At 70.8% G+C, this 20,676-nt stretch carries 14 protein-coding genes and 1 pseudogene; 1 reads left to right on the top strand and 14 read right to left on the bottom strand.

Annotated features, from left to right (window positions below; translation table 11 throughout):
• Position 1: 1 nt before the first annotated feature.
• Positions 2-1,387 carry a tetratricopeptide repeat protein gene (locus OV079_RS23260; protein ID WP_267771052.1) on the bottom strand — a complete coding sequence of 462 codons (1,386 nt, stop codon included), beginning with the start codon at positions 1,385-1,387 and terminating at the stop codon, positions 2-4.
• Here OV079_RS23260 and OV079_RS23255 point away from each other — a divergent pair.
• The gene (locus tag OV079_RS23255; RefSeq protein WP_267771051.1) at positions 1,379-1,525 is read left to right on the top strand and encodes a hypothetical protein; all 147 of its coding nucleotides are present in this window, start codon (positions 1,379-1,381) and stop codon (positions 1,523-1,525) included. The two genes, OV079_RS23260 and OV079_RS23255, sit on opposite strands and share 9 nt — an antisense overlap.
• On the opposite strand, the gene OV079_RS60625 is transcribed toward OV079_RS23255, so the two are convergent.
• The 13 genes and pseudogenes from OV079_RS60625 to hflX all read right to left on the bottom strand — a co-directional run bounded on the left by OV079_RS60625 (position 1,506) and on the right by hflX (position 19,886).
• Complete coding sequence (locus OV079_RS60625) at positions 1,506-5,516, bottom strand: methyltransferase (protein WP_276602781.1); 4,011 nt, start codon at positions 5,514-5,516, stop codon at positions 1,506-1,508. The genes OV079_RS23255 and OV079_RS60625 overlap by 20 nt on opposite strands.
• Positions 5,513-6,424, bottom strand: a complete 912-nt coding sequence (locus tag OV079_RS23235; RefSeq protein WP_267771050.1) for an NAD-dependent epimerase/dehydratase family protein — start codon at positions 6,422-6,424, stop codon at positions 5,513-5,515. Before OV079_RS23235 ends, OV079_RS60625 begins: the two co-directional genes overlap by 4 nt.
• A gap of 340 nt (positions 6,425-6,764) precedes the next feature.
• A complete protein-coding gene (locus OV079_RS23230) occupies positions 6,765-8,234 on the bottom strand; it encodes a hypothetical protein (RefSeq protein WP_267771049.1) in 1,470 nt (489 codons plus the stop codon).
• Between the two features lie 265 nt (positions 8,235-8,499).
• Complete coding sequence (locus OV079_RS23225) at positions 8,500-8,676, bottom strand: hypothetical protein (RefSeq protein ID WP_267771048.1); 177 nt, start codon at positions 8,674-8,676, stop codon at positions 8,500-8,502.
• Between the two features lie 95 nt (positions 8,677-8,771).
• A complete protein-coding gene (locus OV079_RS23220) occupies positions 8,772-9,662 on the bottom strand; it encodes a hypothetical protein (RefSeq protein ID WP_267771047.1) in 891 nt (296 codons plus the stop codon).
• Between the two features lie 1,389 nt (positions 9,663-11,051).
• Entirely contained in the window at positions 11,052-13,358 is a 2,307-nt protein-coding gene (locus tag OV079_RS23215) for a PAS domain-containing hybrid sensor histidine kinase/response regulator (protein ID WP_267771046.1), read from the bottom strand.
• 484 nt (positions 13,359-13,842) lie between these two features.
• The gene (locus OV079_RS23210) at positions 13,843-14,136 is read right to left on the bottom strand and encodes a hypothetical protein (protein ID WP_267771045.1); all 294 of its coding nucleotides are present in this window, start codon (positions 14,134-14,136) and stop codon (positions 13,843-13,845) included.
• Positions 14,133-15,281, bottom strand: coding sequence for a serine hydrolase domain-containing protein (locus OV079_RS23205; protein WP_267771044.1), 1,149 nt, complete (start codon positions 15,279-15,281; stop codon positions 14,133-14,135). The genes OV079_RS23210 and OV079_RS23205 overlap by 4 nt, the downstream gene beginning before the upstream one ends.
• Positions 15,281-15,922 (bottom strand): hypothetical protein, encoded by a 642-nt coding sequence (locus OV079_RS23200; protein ID WP_267771043.1) that lies wholly within the window; start codon positions 15,920-15,922, stop codon positions 15,281-15,283. The genes OV079_RS23205 and OV079_RS23200 overlap by 1 nt, the downstream gene beginning before the upstream one ends.
• A gap of 150 nt (positions 15,923-16,072) precedes the next feature.
• Positions 16,073-16,360, bottom strand: coding sequence for a KTSC domain-containing protein (locus tag OV079_RS23195; protein ID WP_267771042.1), 288 nt, complete (start codon positions 16,358-16,360; stop codon positions 16,073-16,075).
• A 279-nt stretch (positions 16,361-16,639) separates the two neighbouring features.
• On the bottom strand, positions 16,640-16,894 hold the full coding sequence (locus tag OV079_RS23190) for an RNA polymerase sigma factor (protein WP_267771041.1): 255 nt from the start codon (positions 16,892-16,894) through the stop codon (positions 16,640-16,642).
• 107 nt (positions 16,895-17,001) lie between these two features.
• Positions 17,002-17,265: pseudogene (locus tag OV079_RS58410) on the bottom strand (sigma factor); the annotation flags it as partial.
• A gap of 449 nt (positions 17,266-17,714) precedes the next feature.
• Complete coding sequence (hflX, locus tag OV079_RS23185) at positions 17,715-19,886, bottom strand: GTPase HflX (protein ID WP_267778620.1); 2,172 nt, start codon at positions 19,884-19,886, stop codon at positions 17,715-17,717.
• Between the last annotated feature and the right edge of the window lie 790 nt (positions 19,887-20,676).

Genomic DNA, 20,676 nt, shown 5'->3' with positions numbered 1-20,676 from the left:
TTCAGGGTCCATCGCTTTCGCGCCTGTCCGTTCGACTTCTCTTTGTGGTCGACGAATTCCTTGTGGCAAAGGACTCCTTGCGTTTGCCACCCTCCTTGGGTGGGTGCGTGCCGGTGAATCCGCGTTGTGCGCGGTCGAACACGCGCCGCTTGAGCTCTCCCTCGAGCACCAGCGCGAGGAGGTGGGCGCTGCGGCCGAGGTCGTCGACGCTGCTGCTGTAGGACAGCTCGGCCTGGCGCAGCTTGTCGCGGGTCTCCTCGTGGACCTCATCGAAGCCGGGGAGCAGCTTCCGCCACACGGACTCGGCCTGCTCTCGCAGCGTCTTCAAGTGCTCGTGGATCGGCTCGCCCTTGTGCTGCTCGATCTCCTGGCGGTAGCGGCGCCAGGCGTTCGGGCCCTCCACCTGATCGACGAGCTGCGCGAGCTCCTCGAGCTCCTCTTCGTCACGGACGACGCGATACGCCTCGTGGACCAGCTCGCGGACGAACTCCCGCAGCTCCTGCAGCCGCCGCTGCGCCATCTTCCGCACCGCTTCGACCTTCAGCGGCCGGTACATCTCGTCGCGGGCCTTCACCGAGCGTTGCATGTGCCACAGCGACTCGGCGAACAGCCGGGCCTCGCGGAGCAGGAGCGCGAGGCCGTGGTGGACGAGCGCGCGCTGCTCCGGACGGCTGTAGTGCGACTCGGCGTCTTTCAGGAGGGCGTGGGCGCCGACCCAGTCGCCTCGCTCGCGCAAAAACCCGGCGTAGGAGATGCACGCGAGGACGAGTCGCCGCTCGTAGGGGCGCTCGTGGGCCATCGTCACCGCGCGGCGGAAGTGCTCCTCGGCCTCGTCGAATCGCTGCAGGTGCTGGGCCATCCGGCCGCGGTGCATGATCGCGGCGATCTGGCGCAGCGGATCGCCGGAGCGCTCGGCGAGCTCGAACTCCTGCCTGTACTTCTGCTCGGCGACCTCGAAGTCCCCGCGCAGCTCGGCGGACCGGGCCGCGAGGCCGCGGGCGTTGGCCAGGCGGTGCGGGTTGCCCAGCAGCTCGTGGAGCACCTCGAACTTGGCGTAGCACTCGTCGGCCCGTTCGCGCTGGCCGAGCTCGTCGAACAGCGCGCCCATGTTGCCGAGGAGGCGGGCGTGCGCGTGCAGGTGCTCGGGGAGCGCGGCGCGGCTCAGCGCGTCCCGGAGCAGCTGGTGAGCGTGGTCCAGGCGGCCGAGCCCGACCAGAGTCGCGGCCAGGTGATTGTGGATCAGCAGCGCCTGCTCCGTCTCCCCGGTGTCCTCGGCGAGCTGCAGCGCGCGGTTGAAGGATTGCTCCGAGTCCTCCAGGCGGTCGAGTCGATACTGACAGAGCCCGATGAAGCGATGCCCGAGGATCTGCCCGAGCCGATGACCCACCTGTTCGGCTGCGCCGAGGAGGGCGAGGTTGTGGTTCAGCGCCTCTTCGTGGGTGGCGTCGCGGTAGGCGTTGCGGGCAGCGTCGAGGTGCGTCGCGAGGTCCGGCGGGGTGACACGCTCATGCAGGTTCTCCGGTGAGGATGTGGAGGAGCTCGCCCGCCGGCTCGCAGGCGCAGAGGCGCAGGCCGGCGCCCGCGAACAGGGCGCGGAACGCTTGCTCGGTGCGCTCGCGGCCGCCGGTGACGACGCGCAGGTGGAGGTCGCACAGGCCGCCGGCGGGGTGAGGGTCGGCGAGCAGCAGCTCGAGCGCGACGAGCTTGCCGCCCGCTCGCAAAGCCTCGCGCGCGCGGGCCAGGATCGCGGCGGCGTCGATGTCGTCCCAGTCGTGAAGCACGCGCGCGAGGACGATCAAGTCGGCGGTGGCCGGCCACGGGGCGAACAGGTCGCCGGGGAGCGGGATGATGCGGGGGTGGGGCGCGAGCTCGGCGACGATCTCGGGGAGGTCGAGCACTGCGAACGAGGCGCGCGGCCAGGCGTCGGCGAGCATGCGGGCGAGCGCGCCGGTCCCTCCGCCGGCGTCGAGGACGGCGCCGTGCTCGGGCACCGGGAGGCGGGCGACCAGCGGCGCGTAGTCGTGAGCCGCGTAGCTCTGCAGCATGCGGTGATGCGCGGCGCGACGGGCAGGTGTAGCCGCGACCTCGCGGAAGATGTCGGGCGGGCGCCAGGTCGAGTCGCGCAGCGCGGCGACGAGCCGCGACCAGCGGGCGCGCAGCGGCCCGGCCGACTCGAGCGCGGCGTCGGCGAGGCCGTGCGGATGATCGCGGCGGAGATAATCACCGCGGTCGGTCGATTTCCAGGTGGCGCAGTCCTGTGATTCGACGAGGCCGAGCTCGGCGAGGGCGCGCAGCAGTCGATGGGCGCCGTCGACGGAGAGGCCGCAGCGCGCGGTCAATTCGTCGATGTCGGCAGGCAAGACGTCGAAGACGCCGAGCTCGACTGCGGCGGCGATCGTGTCGGTCCGCCAGGCGCCGACGATGTCCGCCGACAGCGCGTGGAACTCGCTGCGCCGCGGCCCGCGGAGCCGGGCGAGGCACCGGCCCGTCTCGTCGATGACCTCCAGGCTGCCGTCATGACATTCGACCCGCGCCTGGCCGTTGTAAAATGGTTCGACCGCGGCGAAGCGGCGCGAGTAGACCGGGCGGCCCCGGCGATCGACGTGCGTCCAGCCGGCGTCGTCACGGGCGCGCGCGAAGCCCTTGTGGAAGACGTCGAGGTCGAGCAGCCAGCGGTCGTGGAGCGGAAGGCCGCGCGCGTCGATGTGGCTCGAGCGGCCGTCGTCGCGCTGGACCACGGCGCTGCCGTCGCGGAAGTCGCCGGCGTAGCGCCAGCGGTCGCTGTAGATCGGTCGGCCCTGGCGATCGATGTGATGATAGGAGCCCTCTGCGTCGCGCACGGTACAGAGGCCGCCCTGAAAGTTGCCGCACCAGGCGTGCCGTGCCGCGGCGAGCTCGCTGCCGTCGGGGTGGATGTGGTGCCAGCCGTCGTGGTCGCTCACGGCGGCCAGCCCCTCGTAGAAGCCGAAGGTGGCGCAGAAGCGACGCGCGTAGGCCGGACGCCCGTGAGGGTCGATGTGCCAGGCCTCGCCTCCGAGGCGGACCGGGGCCAGGCCCGGCGGGTGGAACTTGAGGACGGCGTCGAAACGCCCGGGGTAGAGCGCGGCGCCGTCGAGCACGTGATGCGAGTCGTCGTCGGCGACGCGGATGCGCGACCAGTCGAGCGCCGCGGTCATGACGCCTCCACCGGCTTGCGCATGTTGCAGCCGAGGCACAGGCCGCGGTTGCGGTAGGTCTTGACGAGGTGGTCGTAGGGCTCCCCGCGCCAGATGTCCATCAGGCCATGTTGGTGGAGGCTGCCGAACTCGCCGAGCGTCCGCCGCTGGGCGTCGGGGGCGCAGCACGGATCGAAGCGGCCCTCGGCGCTGACCCACGCCTCCTGGCCGAGGAACGGGCAGGGACCACCCGGGCGATGTCGTCGCCCGCGACCGGGTCGAGCGGGAAGATGTTGTCGAGCACGACGCGCTGGCCGTTCGCCAGCAGGCGGGCCTCGGCGACCGCGCGCGCGCGACCGCGTCGTTCCAGCGGGCGATCGCGGCCGGGTCGCGGCGCATCGACAGCGACTCGATGGCCTCGAAGTGCGCCCAGAGATGATGGCCCTTCACGCGGTCGACCCCCAGGTCGATCGCCAGCCGCACGATGTCGGCGAGCTCGTCGACGTTGGTGGCGAGGAAGGTGAGCTGAAAGGTGACGCGACAACGATTGCCGCCGGCGGCCGCGTGGGCGTCGCGGACCGCGACGAAGTCGCGGACGTTCTGCAGCACCTGCTCCCAGCGCGCGCCGAGCATGATCTGCTCGTGGGTGCGGGCGGTCGCGCCGTTCCACGAGATCTTGACGTCGGAGGTGACGGGGACGATCCGCTCGGCCCACGCGCGAGCGCCGAGGCGGGGAAATGTGCCGTTGGTGGTCAGATTGAGCCGCACGCCGTGGTCGCGGCAGAGGTCCAGGATCTCGTCGAAATGATCGTAGAGGAGCGGCTCGCCCATGGTCGAGGGGATCATCTCGCGCATGCCGCCGCGCGCGGCGTCGACGAAGACGCGGCGCAGCAGCTCGATCGGCATCTCCCGCCGCGGCTTGCCCGACTGCTTGCGGTGGATCTGCAGCAAGCTGTGCGGCGAGTGCTCCTCGCACATGATGCAGCGCAGGTTGCAGGTGTCGGGGTTGGTGTCGAAGGTGACGCGCCAGGGGCCCCGTCGCACGGGCACCCGGGCCGAGTCGCGGCGGCGCAGGACGTCGGCGTAGAGCGCCTCCATCGCGGCGACGTGCTCGCCGATGTCGGGGATGTCACCGTCCTCGCTGCCGAGGTAGCCGCGCGCGCCGAGCCGCTGCGCGAGCGCGGGGGCGTCGGCCAGGCGCTGCATCTGCTCGGCGAGCGCGGCGGGATCTCGGTGGGCGAAGCGCAAACCGTTGACCTCGTGGTGCACGTATTCGGCCATGCCGCCGACGTCGGCGGTGATGACGGGGACGCGGGCCTGCTGGGCCTCGTGGATCACGAGCGGCGAGTTCTCGACCCATACCGAGGGGACGACGATGGCGTCGACGTGGTCGAAGACGTCGCGGACGATCTCCTGATTGCGGTATTCGGGGCGCCATTCGACGCGCGCGGCGGCGTCGCCGGGCAAGTCGCGGGCGAGCGCCTGCAGGGCCTCGGTGTCCTGGCCGCGCGGGCGGCCCCAGATCCGCAGGCGGGCATCGCCGCGGAGCCGGCCGAAAGCGGCGAGCAGGTGATGGATGCCCTTGGCCGGGATGTGGGTGCCGATGTAGCCGAAGGTGAAGGGCTCGCCGGGACGGCGCGACCGGCCGGCGAGGCGGGCGCGGTCGAAGCCGTAATCGAGGTAGACGAGCTTGCGCTCGGGGAGGCCGAATTCATCGCGGTAGCGGTCGCGCAGGTAGCGGGCGGGGGCGATGAAGAGGTCGACGTGCTCGACGACCTCGCGGAGGTGTCGCATGCGGCGCGCGACCCAATCTGTCCAGTGGGCCAGGTCGCGCTCGTGCTCGTCCGGGGCGCCGGAGAAGTAGCGGGCGTAGCAGCGCTCGGCGCACTTGCGGTCGTCCTGCCCGTCGCAGGCGGCCCACAGGTCGAGCGGATCGGCCGGGTGGGTCTGCATGAACTGTCCCCGGGGACACATGACCCAGTAATCGTGCAAGGTGTAGACGACCGGGAGCTCGCGTCGTGAGGCCTCGAAGACGAGCGATGTCGACAGATGGTTGAGGTGGCCGACGTGGACGATGTCGGGGCGGACGTGGTCGAGCAGCTCGGCGAAGCGGCGGTCGATCCCGGGATGGCGATAGCGGTCCCGGCTGCGCGGGTTGTTGACGACGTGCAGGGCGATCCGCGGATCGTCGCGGTCGCGTTCGCGGCTGACGGCGTCGTCGGCGGCGAAGCTGTCCTCCTCGCGCGTGAAGACGTGGACCTCGTGGCGCTCGGCGAGGCCGTGGCACAAGGTCTGGGTGTAGACCTCGGACCCGGCGTTGTAGCGCATCGGATAGCCGTGGATGACCTGGACGATCTTCATGGCGCGACCGCCTCCTCGGCTCGCACCGCGGCGATGAAGCGCGCGAGGCCCTCGCGCAGCGTCACGCGGGGCTCCCAGCCGAGCCATCGCCGGGCCCGCGCGGGGTCGCCGTAGAAGCGGGCGACGTCGAACTGGCGCGGCGGCGCGGTGACGATCGGGGCCCCAGTCCCGGCGAGCTCGACCGCGAGGACCGCGGCCTCGCCGAGCGTGGTCGGTCGACCCGTGAGGAGATGGATCGGCGGCGGCGGCGATTCGCCGCGGGCGAGCAGCTCGGCGAGCGCCGCGATGCCGCGCGCGGTGTCGTCGACGTGGGTGAAGTCGAAGGTGTGATCGGCTCCGTCGACGCGCAGACCGTGCCCGCGGACCGCGGCGCGCACGAAGGCCGGGATCACGCGATCGTGATGGTCGGCGAGGCTGCCGTAGACGTTGGACAGGCGCACGACCGCGGCGCGCAGGCCGAGACCGCGAGCCTCGGCGACCATGTGCTCGCCAGCGGCCTTGGTGTGGCCGTAGACGTTGATCGGCGCGAGCGGGGCGTCCTCCTCGACGGGCAAGCTCGCGGGCTGGCCGTAGACCTCGCGGCTGCTGGCGAAGATCAGCCACGGGCGCGCGGGCGCAGCGAGGGCGGCCTCGAGGAGACGACGCGTGCCGCCGAGGTTGGTCGCGCGGCAGAGCTCCGGATCTCGCTCGCCCCAGACGACGCGCGAGACGGCGGCGAGGTGTACGATTCCGCTGCAACCCGAGACGGCGCGGCGCACGGCCTCGAGGTCGCGGACGTCGCCGCGGCCTGCCGGACGAGGGTCGCGTAGGTCGAAGGTGCGGACGCCGAAATCGCGGCTGCGAAGCCGAGCCGCCAGCGCGGTGCCGACGAGGCCCGCGGAGCCGGTGATCAAGATGGTGGATTCCAATGGGCCCATTTCGAAAGTGAAGGAGGCGAGCAGCCCCGGACGAATCGATCACGACAGGCGATGCCGCTCGAAGGTCGATCGATTCAACGCGGCGAAAGCGGGTGGCGAGCAATGCGAGGTCTTGCGCCGCGATGCGGTCGCGATCGTGCATTCAGGGAATGGGTGGTGTCGGGACGCCGGCGGCTCGTCGGTAGTGTCACCGCCGGCCGGATCCGGTCACTGAAAGTGACGCACAAAATCGCGCACGGCGCAAGGCAGCGCCGTACGCTGTTCCGACCGGTTCTGCGGGCTTACGGGCCAGACGCAGGGCCGCCCCGGGGGCGACTGCACCCCCGCTTCATCAGCGCGGCGGCGGGGGCGGCTCGAATGCTTCCTGGCAGACCCCGATCTCGAGGATCAGATACAGGAGCACCAGCTCCTGCGGCGTCAGACCGATGTACGAATCCGACGCCTCGGCCATGTGGTAGGTCGTGAACATGATCTTTCCGCAGCCGTAGTGGCCGGTGATCGTCAGCGGGTTGGGGGTGCTGGGCGCGTTGTAGCCGTCGCCGGGGCCCTCGATCCACGTCTTGTGGCCGACGTCGATCTGTCCGCCCATGCCGTCGTCGACGAGCACCGGCGGGGTCGCGGCCACGCCGGACCAATTGTCCACGGTCTCGATCTGCGGGAGCGCGGAGATCACGGGGTGGCCGAAGCCGCCGTTCAGCGGGTTGATGTCCTTCAGGGCCGGCGGCAGCGCCTCCAGCCAGGCCAGCAGGTCGGGGTCGAGGACGGTGCCGAGCGAGTCGTACGGCGAGTACAGGTCGGGCCCGCCGAAGTCCATGTCTTGATAGAAGGTCTGGTACTGGTCGAAGGCGGCCGACAGGTATTCGTTGGACCAATCGGAGACGTAGAACTTGCCGCCCGCGGCGACCCACTTGCGCAGGTTGTCCTTGCCGAGGTCCGACGAGAACTCGGACAGGTACGGATCGGAGGAGCAGGGCATGAACAGGACGTGGTACTTCGACAGCTTGTCGTAGTCGAGCACGAGCTCGCCGACCGAGCCGACCGTGGTGTACAGCCCGTCGCCGCCGTTGTCCCACATGTCGAATTGCTGGGTCCCCTCGACGAGGGTCTCGGAGTAGGAGCCCGGGTCGACGAGGGTGTCGGCGAGGCCGAGCTTGCCGAGCGCGTCCTCCAGGCGATCGTAGGAGCCGAGCCCGAGCGCGATGTTGGGGATGTAGAGCCCGTTCGCCGCGTCGCGGTGATCGGGCAGCGAGGTCACCTCGACGGGCAGCGGGTTGACGCCGGCGGCGAGCTGGACCTCCGTCACGCGCATGAACTGGCCCTTCTGCACCACGACGTACTTCGACCCCGCGGGCACGGCCAGGTCGAAGCTGCCGTCCGGCTTCGTCAGGGCGAACTGCGTCTCGCACGCGAGCTGCACGCACTCGGTGCAGTACACCGCGTCGGGGATGCCCTCGGGCTGGGTGTCGGTCGCGTACACCAGCGCGCCGCTCACGGGGATGACCTGGTTGGGCGCGTAGACGGTGCCCGTGATGCTGGCGTCGTTCGGAGCGACAGGGCAGCCGCCCTCGGTCTCGCCCTGGGTCTCGCCGGCGCCGAGGTCGAATTGGTGGCCTCGGTGTCCGCGGTGGTAGGACCGACGCCCGTGCTCTCGCTGGTGGTCGTGGTCGTGCTCGTGCTCGTCGTCGGGGCCGTGTCCCCGGGACCCGTGGTCGTGGTCGTGCTCGTGCCGGTCGAGGGATCGCCGGTCGACGGATCGAGCGAAGCTTGGCCGGTGGTGGCGCCCGGATCGACGCCGCCGCATCCGCTCGCCAGCACCAGAGGGCCAAGGAAGGTCGAGAATAATCTGAACACGCGCATTTTCGCCCGGAGCATACCGAGGGGCCATAAGTCGTGCAAGCGGCTTTGCCCCGCCCCGGGCATTGAGCAGGGACCGGTGCGCGACCGAAGTCACGCGTATCGAACGATGATTGGGGCCATCCTCGCGGGCGAGACCCAAGTGAGTTTGCTGGGGTCGCCCAGGCAGCGCAGCGCTCGGCGTGCGCGAGCCGGGTCGCGTGCGGCTCGAATCATGGGCACAGCTTCATCAGCAACGTGTCGTGATCCGCGATTGCGGTGAGCATGGGTCCGTCGATCGTCGTCGCGTCGAGGAAGAGAAGCGCTCGAAGGTCGGAAGCCTGGGCGGCGTCCGGCGACCGTCGTCGTGCGAGCGGCCGGCGCACGACGACGGCGACGAACACCGCCATGTCGAGCGTGAGCCGGAATGTCGACTCGGGGTCTACAGGCGCCATGCAGCGAGCCGCGATGCGCCGAGGCGGCTGTTTGCGCCGGCGCGCGAGCCTCAGCGGCGACGACGTCGCCGCAGGTGCAGGCCCACGAGCCCGAGGGAGAGGAGCATCGCGCCGACCCCTCGACCCGCATCGGGGACGATCGCGCAGCTCAGCAGGCCCTCGCCTTCAGCCTGCGCCTCGCACTCGTTGTCCTTGCACTCGACGTCGGCCTCGACGTGGATGTCGATCTCGATGCCGAGCTCGGCCAGCAGCTCGTCGGCGCAGGCCTGGAGATCGCTGGAGGCCAGGAACTGACCGTCGCAGAAGATCGCGCCGCCGGTCTGCGTGCAGCTCTCGGAGCAGACGTCGACGACCTCGGTCTTGCACTCGGAGAACCGCGTCGACTGGCAGGAGATCTGGCATTCGCTGCGCGCCGACGCCTCGCACGAGCCCTCGCACACCGCCGAGCACTTGGTGTCGCAGGCGACCTGGTCGTCGAGATCGCCGCAGCGCGGCTCGCAGCTCTCGCCGCACGTGTGCGCGCAGGCCGAACGGCACTCGCCCTGGTGCTCGGCGCCGGCGCACTTGTCGTTGCAGTCCTGCTGGCAGGTCGACATGCACACGCCCATCGCGTTCGGCGGGTCGTCGGTCCCGGCGTCGGCCTCGCACTCGCTGCTGCAGCTCGTCTCGCAGCCGCCGACGCACTCGACCTCGAACGACGCCGTGCACTCGCCCTCGCATTCGGTGTACAGCCGCGACGCGCACGCGGTCTCCATCGCCACCGGCTCGCAGCTCGTCATGCACTCCTCGGTCGGGACGAACTTGCATTGCGCCTCCGCGAACAGGAAGATCCCCCCGCACGCCTCGAGGTCGGCGCGGGCCGTCCTGGGCAGCGCGACCAGGGTGAGCAGCGCCATCGAGGCGCCGATGAGTCGGGCGGACTGAATCGTGGACTTGTTCATGGTAATGCCTCCCAGGTGCGCCGCGTCGCGGTCGTCGATGCACCCACGGATCGCACCCGCGAATCACCGCGCCGGCCGCTGAATCATCGCAGGATGATTCACGCTCGCACTGTCCACCGAATCATGACCGGTTCGACCGCCCAGGCAAATCACCTCGCGGGATTCCCGGAGTGCGATTATGTAGACATCGCAGCGTGCGACGTTCTTGCGACGCCGTGCGCGGCGGAGAGCACGCAAATGGTAACAGCTTCGGCGGCCCTCCTTTGCCAAATGGAGGATGCGACACCGACAATTCCCCAGGGGGCTTACAGAGGGCCGACCGGCCTCGAGCGAGCCGCCGAGCAGGACCGCTGCCACGAGTCCTCGGCCCCCGCTGTATCACGCAACGTCAGGACCTTTCGGCAGCTCGACCGCCTCTCTCGCGGTGGCTTCATTCGGTCCCGCGTCCGGGACGGGTGGCGCCGTTCGGCAGTTCGCGCGCCCGGGCGAACTCCCGCAAATGCCAATGGCGGCTGGGTCGGCGGCCCGGGCAAGCTCGGCCGAACTCTTTGCATCATGTACGGGAACCCCAGCTTTGCCAGATTTCCCAGTTGACGAGGTGTGAGATTGCTGTGTAAGTTGCGTCACTGGGCGTTTCCGCGGTGGTGCTCATGTCGGCTCAGGGCCAGCTCTCCGACCTCCTCCAAGCTCTGTTCGTCAGGGCGGAGCTGGAGCGCGTCCTGGAGGGCATCGAGCATGGCCTCGCGACCCGCTTGCCGGGAGAGATGGCCAGCGCGAAGCACGTGGCCCAGGAGGCCGCCGGTCTTCTCATGAGGACGGGCCACGTGTTCCAGGCGTGCTTCTGGGAGGCGCTGCGACAGGCTCGTCCGCTGCAGCGGAGACGGATCGATGCAGTGGCGTGCCTGTTCCCGCCGGAGCCGCCGGAGCCGCCACGGCGGGGACCGGAGGCGGGCGAGCGGTTCTCGTTGACGGTGCGGATCGGCAGCGTCGAGCTGTCGCTGCGATTGTCGCGGAGGTGTTTCATAGAAGGGTCGACGCACGACAGCGCAGCGCCGCAGGAGCTCCAGCGTGTCGCGCCACGGCCCCAGCCGAGCGATGGCCAACGGCCTCACTCTATTCCTCATCACCCGCCTCGTCCGTGTCCGGAGACACGCAACCGTTCACCGCCGTGGCGCGCGGAGGGTCCTATCCATATAAGGGACTCGATCCGGCATCTGCGCCCGAATATCCACAGATAGGGGCAGAGAGCGGATCGACGCGGAGGGCACGAGGCGACGACCTGCGTGCCCTCCGGCATTGGTGCGACCGAGGTTCCAGGGCAGGTTCCCCGGACCGGCCGGCGGCACATGCGAATCCGCAGGGCTCACCGGCGGTCGCAGGCGCCGCGCTTCACGTCGAGGTCTTGCGGGTGCGCCACGACAGCGAGGCGATGACCGCCAGCAGTTCGATCGGTTCGACCGGCTTCGCCACGTGATTGTTAAAACCTGCCAGGAGGGCGCGAGTGCGGTCTTCCGAGCGCGCGTAGGCCGTCAAGGCCACCGCGGGGAGGGTGCCGCCGGCTTCGCGGGGCAGCTTGCGGAGCTTCTCGAGCAGCGAGTAACCGTCTTCGCCCGGCATGCCGATGTCGGAGACGAGCACGTCGGGTCGCTCCGCCTCGATCGAGCGCAGGGCCTCGGCCGCCGAGGCCGCCAGGGTCACCTCCACCCCGCAGCGCCGGAGCAGCATTCCCAGCATCTCTCGGGTGTCGCGCTCGTCGTCGACGACCAGGACCCGGAGCCCCGCGAGCTCGGGCGGACAGTGCAGGTCCTGCTTCGCGGCTTCTCTGCGCAGGGTCTCCGGCGTCTCGACCTCGCGCCGGAGCGTGACCGCCAGGGGGATCCGCACCGTGAAGCTGGCGCCGCGATCTTCGCCCTCGCTGAAGACGCTGACGGTCCCGCCGTGCATCTCGACGAGCTGGCGGACGATCGACAGGCCGAGCCCGAGCCCGCCGTGGCGCCGCGTCGTCGCCCCGTCGGCCTGGCGGAAGCGCTCGAACACGTGCGGCTGAAACTCGGGAGCGATGCCCTTGCCGGTGTCGGCCACCACGATCTCCACCGACGAGTCGCGCCGCTCCACCAGCACCTGCACCCGACCCGCGCGCGGCGTGAACTTCACGGCGTTGCTGAGCAAGTTCCACACCACCTGCTGCAGCCGCTGTGGGTCGCCCATCACCGTCGCGCCGGAGGCGAGCGTGGCCTGCAAGCGGACCCCGCGGGCCTCCGCGGCCGGGCGCACGGTCTCGAGCGCGGCCTCGACGATCTCGCGGATGTTGACGGTCTGGACCTCGAGGCGCAGCTTGCCGGCGAGGATGCTGCTGACGTCGAGCAGGTCCTCGATGAGCTGGGCCTGGGCCCGCGCGTTGCGCTCGATGGTGTCGATCGCGTGGCGCCGCTGATCGGCCGACAATCCGTCGAGTTGCAGCATCTGCGCCCAGCCGAGGATCGAGGTCAGCGGGGTGCGCAATTCGTGGCTCACCGTGGCCAGGAACTCGTCGCGCAGCCGGGTCGCCGTCTCGGCCTCGCGCCGCGCCGCGCTCTCGCGCGCGAACAGCTCGGCGCGGTTGGCCTCGTTGCGCTTGCGCTCGCTCACGTCCTTGAACACGAGCGCCACCTGCCGCAGCTCCGCGGGGCCGGCCCGGGTGGCGTAGACCTCGAACCATCGATCCATGGCCGGCGCGTAGTTTTCGAACCGGGCCGTCTCGCCGGTCTCGGCGACGCGGCCGTACAGGCGGAACCACGAGTCGTCGAGGTCGGGCACCAGCTCGCGCGCGGTCTTGCCGACCGCCCCGGCCAGGCCGGTGTGCGTCTCGAAGGCCGAGTTGGCCTCGAGGAACCGATAATCGACGGTCTCGCCATTGTCGTCGACGATCATCTGCAGCAGGCAGTAACCGTCGTCGATCGAGGCGAACAGCCGGCGATAGCGCTCCTCGGAGGCGCGCAGGGCGGCCTCGGCCTGCTCGCCGCGCTGGCCCAGGAGCCGCACCTGCGTCACCTCTTGCCCCTGCACGAGGATCCCGGTCACCTGACCGTGCGGGTCGCGGATCGGCTGATAGATGAAGTCGAGGTACGCCTCGGACGACTCCGCTTCCGGGCTCGGCTGCAGGACCACCTTGCGCTGGGTGCCGATGTACGGCTCGCCGCTGTTGTAGACGTGCTCGAGCAGCTCGAAGTAGCCCTGACCCTCGAGCTCGGGCAGCGCCTCGCGGACCGTCTTGCCGACGACCTGGCGGTGGCCGACGAGCTGGTGGTAGGCGGCGTTGGCCACCTCGAACACCATCTCGGGCCCGCGGAGGAACGCGACGAACCCCGGCGCTTGCTCGAACAGCTCGAGCGGCCGGCGAGCATCGGCCTCGAACCGCTGGGCGACCGCGCCGGCGCTGCACGCCGCGCTCCACCGGGCGAGGACCGCCAGGTCCCGGACGTCCGGCGCCGCCACGTCCGGCAGCTCCATCACCGCGTCGACGAGGGCGCCGATCTCGTGCACCTCGTCGGGCACGCGCGACTCCTGCGAATCCTCCAAGCCCTTCAAAGCCTGGCACAGCGTGTCCAGGTGCTGCGGGGCGTGCCCTGCGCGGATGCCGCGCGCGGCGAGGCGCCGCTCGCAGGCGGTCAGTACGCGGTCCTTCTGTCTCTCGATGAGCTCTGCCAGAGCACTCATGATTCCCACTCCCTGTCGGTGCCTGGGGTTTCGGCTAGGGGGTCGTTCGCTGGTATCAAGAAATGGCGCAGAAGCCATCCTCTGTAATCTTTCGGGTGACGGGGGCGCAGATTCCGCGCTCCGTCCTGACGCGCCCTGCACAATGGCCCTGGATGCATCGCAGGGCGGGCTCGACGATGGCGCACGAGGGGATCCACCTCCTCTTCTCCCCAATCACGGGAGGACGTCGTGCTCGGCAGTCCGACAGCCCACGGAGCGACGGGCACGATCCTCAGGAAAGGCCCCATCATTCGCGGCGGGCAGAGCGCCAGCGATCGCCCGATGCGCCGGTCCTGGCGCGGGAGAGCTGGCTCTTCGGACAGCGACTGCGCTCACCGGTCGTGCTCGCAGAGGCCGTCCACCCCGCTCGCGAAATCATGACACCTGTCCGAGGCGGCGGACCTCCGTCACCATCGAGCGGCGAGTCGGCGCATTCGCGCCGCGATCAATCGTGGACGCAGCCGTGGCGGCCGTCGAAGCGGGCGTCGGCGGCCCAGAAGCCGAGCGCGACCGCGTGGACGCGCTGGTTCTCGCGGTCGATCGTGGCCTTGGCGACGTTCGGGGACACGCGGGTCCAGGCGGCGCACTCCTGCTCGGTCAGCTCCATCACGAACAGGCAGGAGCACATCTCCTTGGCCTTCTGGCGCACGGCGAGCTCGGCGTCGTTGTTGTCGTAGGCCTCGCCGTTGCACCCGGCGAGGGCGAGGGCGACGAGGAGAGGCAGGACGCGGCGGGTCACGGCGAGTCCTCCGCGGCGAGGGTGAGGGCGAGCTCGAGGTAGCGGTTCTGGTCGAAGCCCGATTCGCGGTCGTCGGCGGTGCGCACGAGGACGAGGTCGGCCGAGGGGACGACGAAGATCGTCTGCCCCCAATGGCCGAGCCCGGCGAAGGTGTCGGGCGGCGCGGCGGGCCAGCGGCGCTCGTGCGCGAGCTCGGGGATCGGCAGGTTGAGCCACCAGTGGCGGCCGGGCACCGCATCGCCGTCGCGCAGGAAATGTTCGTAGGACTTGCCCATCTGAAACGACGGGTTGGGCTGGGTGCTGGCGGCGACCCAGCCCTCGGGGACGATCCGCTGGCCGTCCCAGCAGCCGTCGCGCAAGAACAGGTAGCCGAAGCGGGCCAGGTCGCGCGGGGTCGCGTAGACGTAGGACGAGCCGACGTAGGTGCCGACCTGGTCGCGCTCGAACATCGCGCTCTTCATGCCGATCGGGTCGAAGATGAACTCCCACGGGTAATCGTCGGCGAGGTCGGGGCCGAGGGCGCCGGCGAGCACCGCGGACAGCAGCACGGTGTCGCCGGAGCTGTAGCGATAGATGGTGCCGGGGGTCTCGGCGAGGCCCTGCGCGGCGACGAACGCGGCCATGTCGCCGGAGCCGATGCCGTACAGCATGGCGATCACGGACGACAGATAATAGGGCTCGTCCTCGTAGCCCTCGTTCCAGTCGAGGCCCGAGCCCCAGTCGAGGAGGTCGCCGACGGTGATGTCGCACAGCTCGCCGTCGGCGTCGTAATGATCGCAGATCGAGTCGTCGACGGTGAGGGCGCCGCGGCCGACGCCGACGCCGACCATGGCGTTGAGGAAGCTCTTGGACACCGACCAGGCGAGGTGACGGTTGTGCCGGGCGTAGCCGCGGGCGTAGCGCTCGTAGATGACGCGGCCGCGGTGGACGATGACGACGCCGTCGGTGCGGATGCCCTCGCGGTCCTCGTCGCGGCCGGTGAGGGTGAACAGGTACTCGTCGGCCGCCGCGACGGTCGGGCCGCTGGCGAGCGCCTCGGGCCAGTCGGCCGCGGGCCAGGTGACGCCCACCGGACAGGCCGCGGCGGCCTCGCGGGCGGCGAGGAGGGAGGCGACCACGCAACAGGACAGGACCAGCCGCTGCATCAGAACTTGAACTCCAGGACCGGTACGATCACCGTGGTCGCAGTGGCCGCCGTGGCAGCGCGCGGCCGACGAGTCAGCTCGGCGGTCATCGTCGCCAGGCCGCTGTTGAGGAACGCCTCGCCGAGCACGATCGCGGTGGCGTGGCCGAGGTTGCGAAAGTCGGCGCCGCCCACCACTGCGCCGATGAAGATGCCGAGGTGCGAGACCTGATTGACGAGGAAGCCCGGCCAGAAGCGATCGCGGCCGGGGGCGATCGAGCGCCCGACCGCCCATTGCACGGTGTAGTTGAGGATCGGCGGCAGGAAGGCGCCGAGCACGAGGGCGCCGACCGCAGGACCGAGGCCGTGGCCGGTCTCGCCGACGCGCGTGGCGACCCAGTAGGTCGCAGGCTGGATGAGGATCGTGCTGAACACGCCGGCGCTGAAGTGCGAGAAGACGAAGTTGCCGTCGGTCGGGCCGCGCTCGCGGCGACGACGCTCGCGGGCGCTGGGCGCGGGGGCAGGGGCGGGCTCGCAGGCGGCCGGGGCGGGTGCGGCGACGGCGGTCGGCGGCGGGGCGGGGGTCGCCGGCTCGCGCAGCTCGCCGGCGCACGCGACGAGGGCGAGGCTGGCGGCGAGGAGAGTGGGACGGTGCCCCTGCATGCGGCCCAGGGTACCGCAGGCGGCCGCGCGCGAAAAGGACCAGCGCGCCGGATCCGGAGGCGCCGAACGAAAGGACCCGCGGCGCGGTCTCGCTCGTCGGCGACGATCGCCGTCATCGCCGGCCGCTCCGACGCGGGAATGCGCCGCGGATCATCGGCCGCCGTAGCGGTCGCGGATGTGGTCGTTGAAATATCTGCCCTTCGAGGTGGCCGCGCAGAGCCCTTCGTAATGATGACGAGGCACTCCGTAATAATCGTACGGGCCATCGCTCGAAGTGAACCAGATCCGGAGCGTCGACGTGGCGTCGTCGTACTCCGCGTAGTAGATCGCCGAGGAGGAGAAGTAGGGCTTGGTGCTTCGGGCTCGTGAGACCTGGCGGGCGCGCGAAGCTTGCGTGTCACCGGCGCCTTGGGGCTCCGGTCGCGCTGTCCCCGTCATGTCTCGTCGACGTGGATGTGCCCGCAGATGGCGTGCCCGATCACCAGCCCGATATGCGACGCGCTTTGCGTGCATGGCGTGGCGAGATGTCGCGCACCCGTGGCTCCGGGACCACGATGACGCTTCCGACAAAGCCGGAGCGAGACATCCGATCAGAAGTCGTTGAAGTGGTGGAACTCGATCGTGTCGGCGAGCAGGCGCGGGACGAGGATGCGGGAGTGGGCCGCGTCGTAGTCGATGTCGGCGGGCGAGCCGATGCCCTCGATGCGATCTGGACCGTCAGTTCCCGATCCCGTCGCGGATCTTCCGCGCCCAGGTCTCGATGCCGTCGATGGTGCTCTTGCTCAGGGACGGCGCGGAGGCGGTCTCCTGGATGATCTGCTCGAGGCGCAGGCGGGCGCGCCGGATCTTGGTGCGAACGGTCGGCTCGGGCATCTCGAGCGCCTCGCCGATCTCGTGCGCCGGCATGCCTTCCCAGTAGTACATCTCGAGGATGAGCTGCGATTCGATCGGGATCCTCCGCAGCGCTCGCATGAGCAGCTCGACCTCGCGGAGCTGGTCGAGCGCCGACGAGGGGTCGGCCCCAGATCTTCGGCCGTCGTGGTGGAGAAGTCGAGGTGCTCGCGGTCGCGGCGGGCCAGGCGGTAGTGGTCGAACAGCACGTTGCGGGCCACCCCGAACAGGAACGCGCGGAACGTCGCGCCTTCGCGGATCCGCGCCCGCGCCTCGAGGCAGCCGAGGAAGGTCCGCTGGACCAGGTCGTGCGCCTGCGGCCCGGCCTTGTTGTGAAAGAACCGCAGCATGGGCTTGTAGTGGCGGCGAAACAGCCGTTCGCCAGCCCGGTCGTCGCCGCCCTGCCAGGCGCGGAGGAGTGCGTAGTCGTCGGCCTCATCCACGCTCGCCATGGTAGCCGGGGCGATGGTCGCGAGCGACGCGCTCCCGCGAAAAATCGGCGCCTCGTGAATTCGCAGGCCGAGGACCATGACTCTCGCATCCTTCCGTCGCTCATGGCGGCAAGCCTGCAACAGGTCGCGCCGATCCGGGGATCCGCGAGGGCGAGCCGTGACGGATCCGGGAAAAGGTTTGTCCTCGGGCGCGCATGGCGCTCGGCACGATGTGCGAGGGTTTTCCCGCCACGCGGGAGGGCTGCGGCTCGGCATGTCCGCCGGCGCTTGCTCGCGGGCCGACTGCGCCATTCATTCCACTGGCGGCAGCCTCCTCGCGGAGAGAGTTGCTGGAGGACGACGCCGAGCGAGCGCAGGTGGTCCGGGCCGCTTTGTCGCGAACTCGGCCGCCGACCTGACCTGTCTCGATGGCCAGGTCGGCGACCGCGTCTGCACGGCCCTCGTCGGGCTCACGCGGCGGTCTCGGCCGTGATCGCCGCGAGCTGTCCGCGCGCGTGCTCGAGCACCGCCGCGTTGTCGGTGCGGAGCGCCCACTCGGCGATGAGCACCGGGAAGGCCGCCCAGCGCTCCGCCGCGTGATCGACCAGGCGCGGCCACGTCGTCCCGCCCGCTCGCGCGAAGCGCTCGACCAGCCGCGTGAGGGCATCCCGCCCGAAGCACCCGCAGAACAGCGCCAGGTCGATGGAGGGGTCGGTCACCCGCGCCTCCGTCCAGTCGAGGATCCCGACCAGTCGCCCGTCGGTCCCGAGGAGCATGTGGCCCGGGTGCAGGTCTCCGTGGACCAGCGCCACGTGCTGCGGCCACGTCGCGTCGTCGGTCAGCCAGCGTTGCCAGCGCAGCCACACCGCCTCCGAGGGTTGCAGCGCCTCGCGGGTCGCGTCCATCGACCGCGACAGCGCCGCGCGTACCTCGGCGATCGTCGACGTCGGTACCCCCGCGCGGCTCGCCTCCTCCGGCGCGATCGCTTGCAAGGCCGCGAGCGCGCGCGCGAACGACTCGATGAACGCCTCGGAGGGCGCCGCGGGATCGAGGATGTTCCACTGCGGGCCCTCCGGCGTCATCGTCACCGCCGGGGTGCCGGAGATCCGCGGGTACGCGATCACGTCGGGCGCGTGCACCCGCCAGTCGGGAGCGGCCACCGGCAGGCGCGGACGCACCAGCCGGAGCACGCGCGCCTCCACGTAGGCCGCCGCAGTCACCTCGGGGCGACGCGGCGTCCGCACGATCCACGGCGTCCCCGCCTCGTCGCGCGCATGCACGACCAGGAAGTCGAGCCCCGTGCGATCGAAGTCGGCGTCCTCGGCCTGCAGCTCGAGCCCGTGCCGGCGGACGGCCGCGAGCAGCTCCTCCGGGCTCGTGATCGGCTGCACCGTCGACAGCAGGCCCCGCCAGCGCTCGAGCGCCGCCGGCAGCGCGCGCACGCGGAGCTGCGCCCCGGCCTCGGTGTACGTCTCCGCGAGCACACGGGCGTGCGCGCGGATCTCCCCCAGCAGGTGCCCCTCCGTGAACGGCACCACGAGCACGTCGTCGACCTGCGAGGCGTCGAACGCCTCGATCAGCGCCGCGCGCAGGCGTGCGACGTCCTCCGGCGCGTGCGCGCAGATCTGCAGCGCGGCCGGCAGCTCCTCGGCCAGCGCCGCGCGCGTCGCGGCGTCGACCCGGTCGATCTTGTTGAGGAGCACCCGAGAGGACACCGCGCCCGCGCCGATGGTCGCCAGCGCCTCGCGGGTCACCGCGAGCTGCGTGCGCCACTGCAGATCCGACGCGTCGACGACGACGAGCAGGAGCCCGGCGTCGCGCGCCTCGGCGAGGGTCGCGTGGAACGACGCGACGAGCTCGTGCGGCAATTCGCGGATGAAGCCGACGGTGTCCGACACCAGGATCCGCGGCGCAGTCTCCGGCGACAGCGCCCGCACCGTGGTGTCGAGGGTGGCGAACAGCCGGTCCTCGACCAGCACCTCGCTCCCGGTCAGCGCGCGCATCAGCGACGACTTGCCCGCGTTGGTGTAGCCGACCAGGGCCGCGCGCGGCAGGTCCTGGCGACGCGCTCGCTGGGTCTCCTCGGCGGCGCGCAGGCCTGCGAGCTCGCGGCGCAGGCCGGCGATCCTCTCGCGGTGCTCCTGCTTCTTCAGGGTGACGTTGCTGTGGCCGCGCTCGCCACGACCGCCGCCGCCGCCCTCGCGCCCGCCGAGCGACCTGTCCTCGCGGACACGCGGGAGCGCGTGCGTGAGCGCGGCGATCTCGACCTCGAGCCGCGCCACCCGGGTCCGCGCGTGCTTCTCGAAGACCCGGAGGATCACGCTCGCGCGGTCGATCACCTCGACGCCCGCGAGCGCTTCCTCGAGGGCGCGGAGCTGGACGGGACTCAGCGCGTCGTCGACGACGAGGAGCAGCTCCTCGTCCTCCGGGGCGTCGCCGCGGACCTCGGCGACGCGCGCCGCGAGCTCGGCGAGCTTGCCCTCGCCGAGCGTCGGATCGGCGCTGCGGTAGCGCTGGACGAGGGTGGCGGCGACGCGGATCTCGAGCTGGGCGAGCAGGTTCTCGAGCTCCGCGAGGGCAGTGTGCACGGCTGCGTCGCTGTCGCCGGGGAACTGCCGGCCGAGCACGAGGGCCCGCGGCATGGAACGCACGGTGGAAGGATGCCTGGAATGTCTGGTCATACGATGGACTCCTCCGCTCGCGGCCCGTAGGCCCGAGCGAGCTGGGAAGCCCGTGCGCGCGGCTCATGTGCCCGGCGCGGCGAGACGAGGTCTCGACGCGGCATCGTTCTTCGGCGGCATGAGACGCCGCGCCCGGGCATTCCGTGGGACTGAAGGGACGGAAATGCGGGCACGGCACCGCAGCACTCGCACTCGCGACCTGCGCGCCGGATCTACCGGAGCACGCGATCCGCGGGCGGTACTGCGAAGCTCAGCGCAGGCGAATGAACGCGAACATGTCGGAGGGCAGAATGACATCACCAGGCCCGCTCGCGCAAGCCCGAATTTCGCGCGAGGCGCGGCGACCTCGAGCATACGGCCTTCGACCGCCGCTCGCGGCCCGCTCGCCGGCGATTTGCGTCAACGCATGCGGCGGCGCGACGTCGACCTCTCTTCAGCGGCCTCGACCTCGGCTCGCCGGGACGGACCGACCTGCTGTCGCCCGTGATGCGCGGTCACCTGAACCAAGGCCAGGCGTCTCGTCGTATGCGTCGGATCGCCGCGCGGTCGCTGCCGACAGCTCGCCGCGCTTTCGGCGGAAGTCGGCATCACGACTCCTCGCCCCGCTCTTCGCGAGGCGCATGACGCAGGGCCTTTTCGATGAGGTCGCCCAGGACCCCGCTGCGGGCGGAGAACGACCGACTTTCGCGGCGCAGCGGGACGAGCACCGCGAGGGCCTCTGCGTGACGGCCCAGCTCCACGAGCCGCGAGC

It is taken from the genome of Nannocystis pusilla (genome assembly GCF_026626665.1).
GTDB lineage: Bacteria > Myxococcota_A > Polyangia > Nannocystales > Nannocystaceae > Nannocystis > Nannocystis pusilla.
Note: the sequence above shows the minus strand (reverse complement) of the source record. Positions and strands in the feature narration are given on the sequence as shown.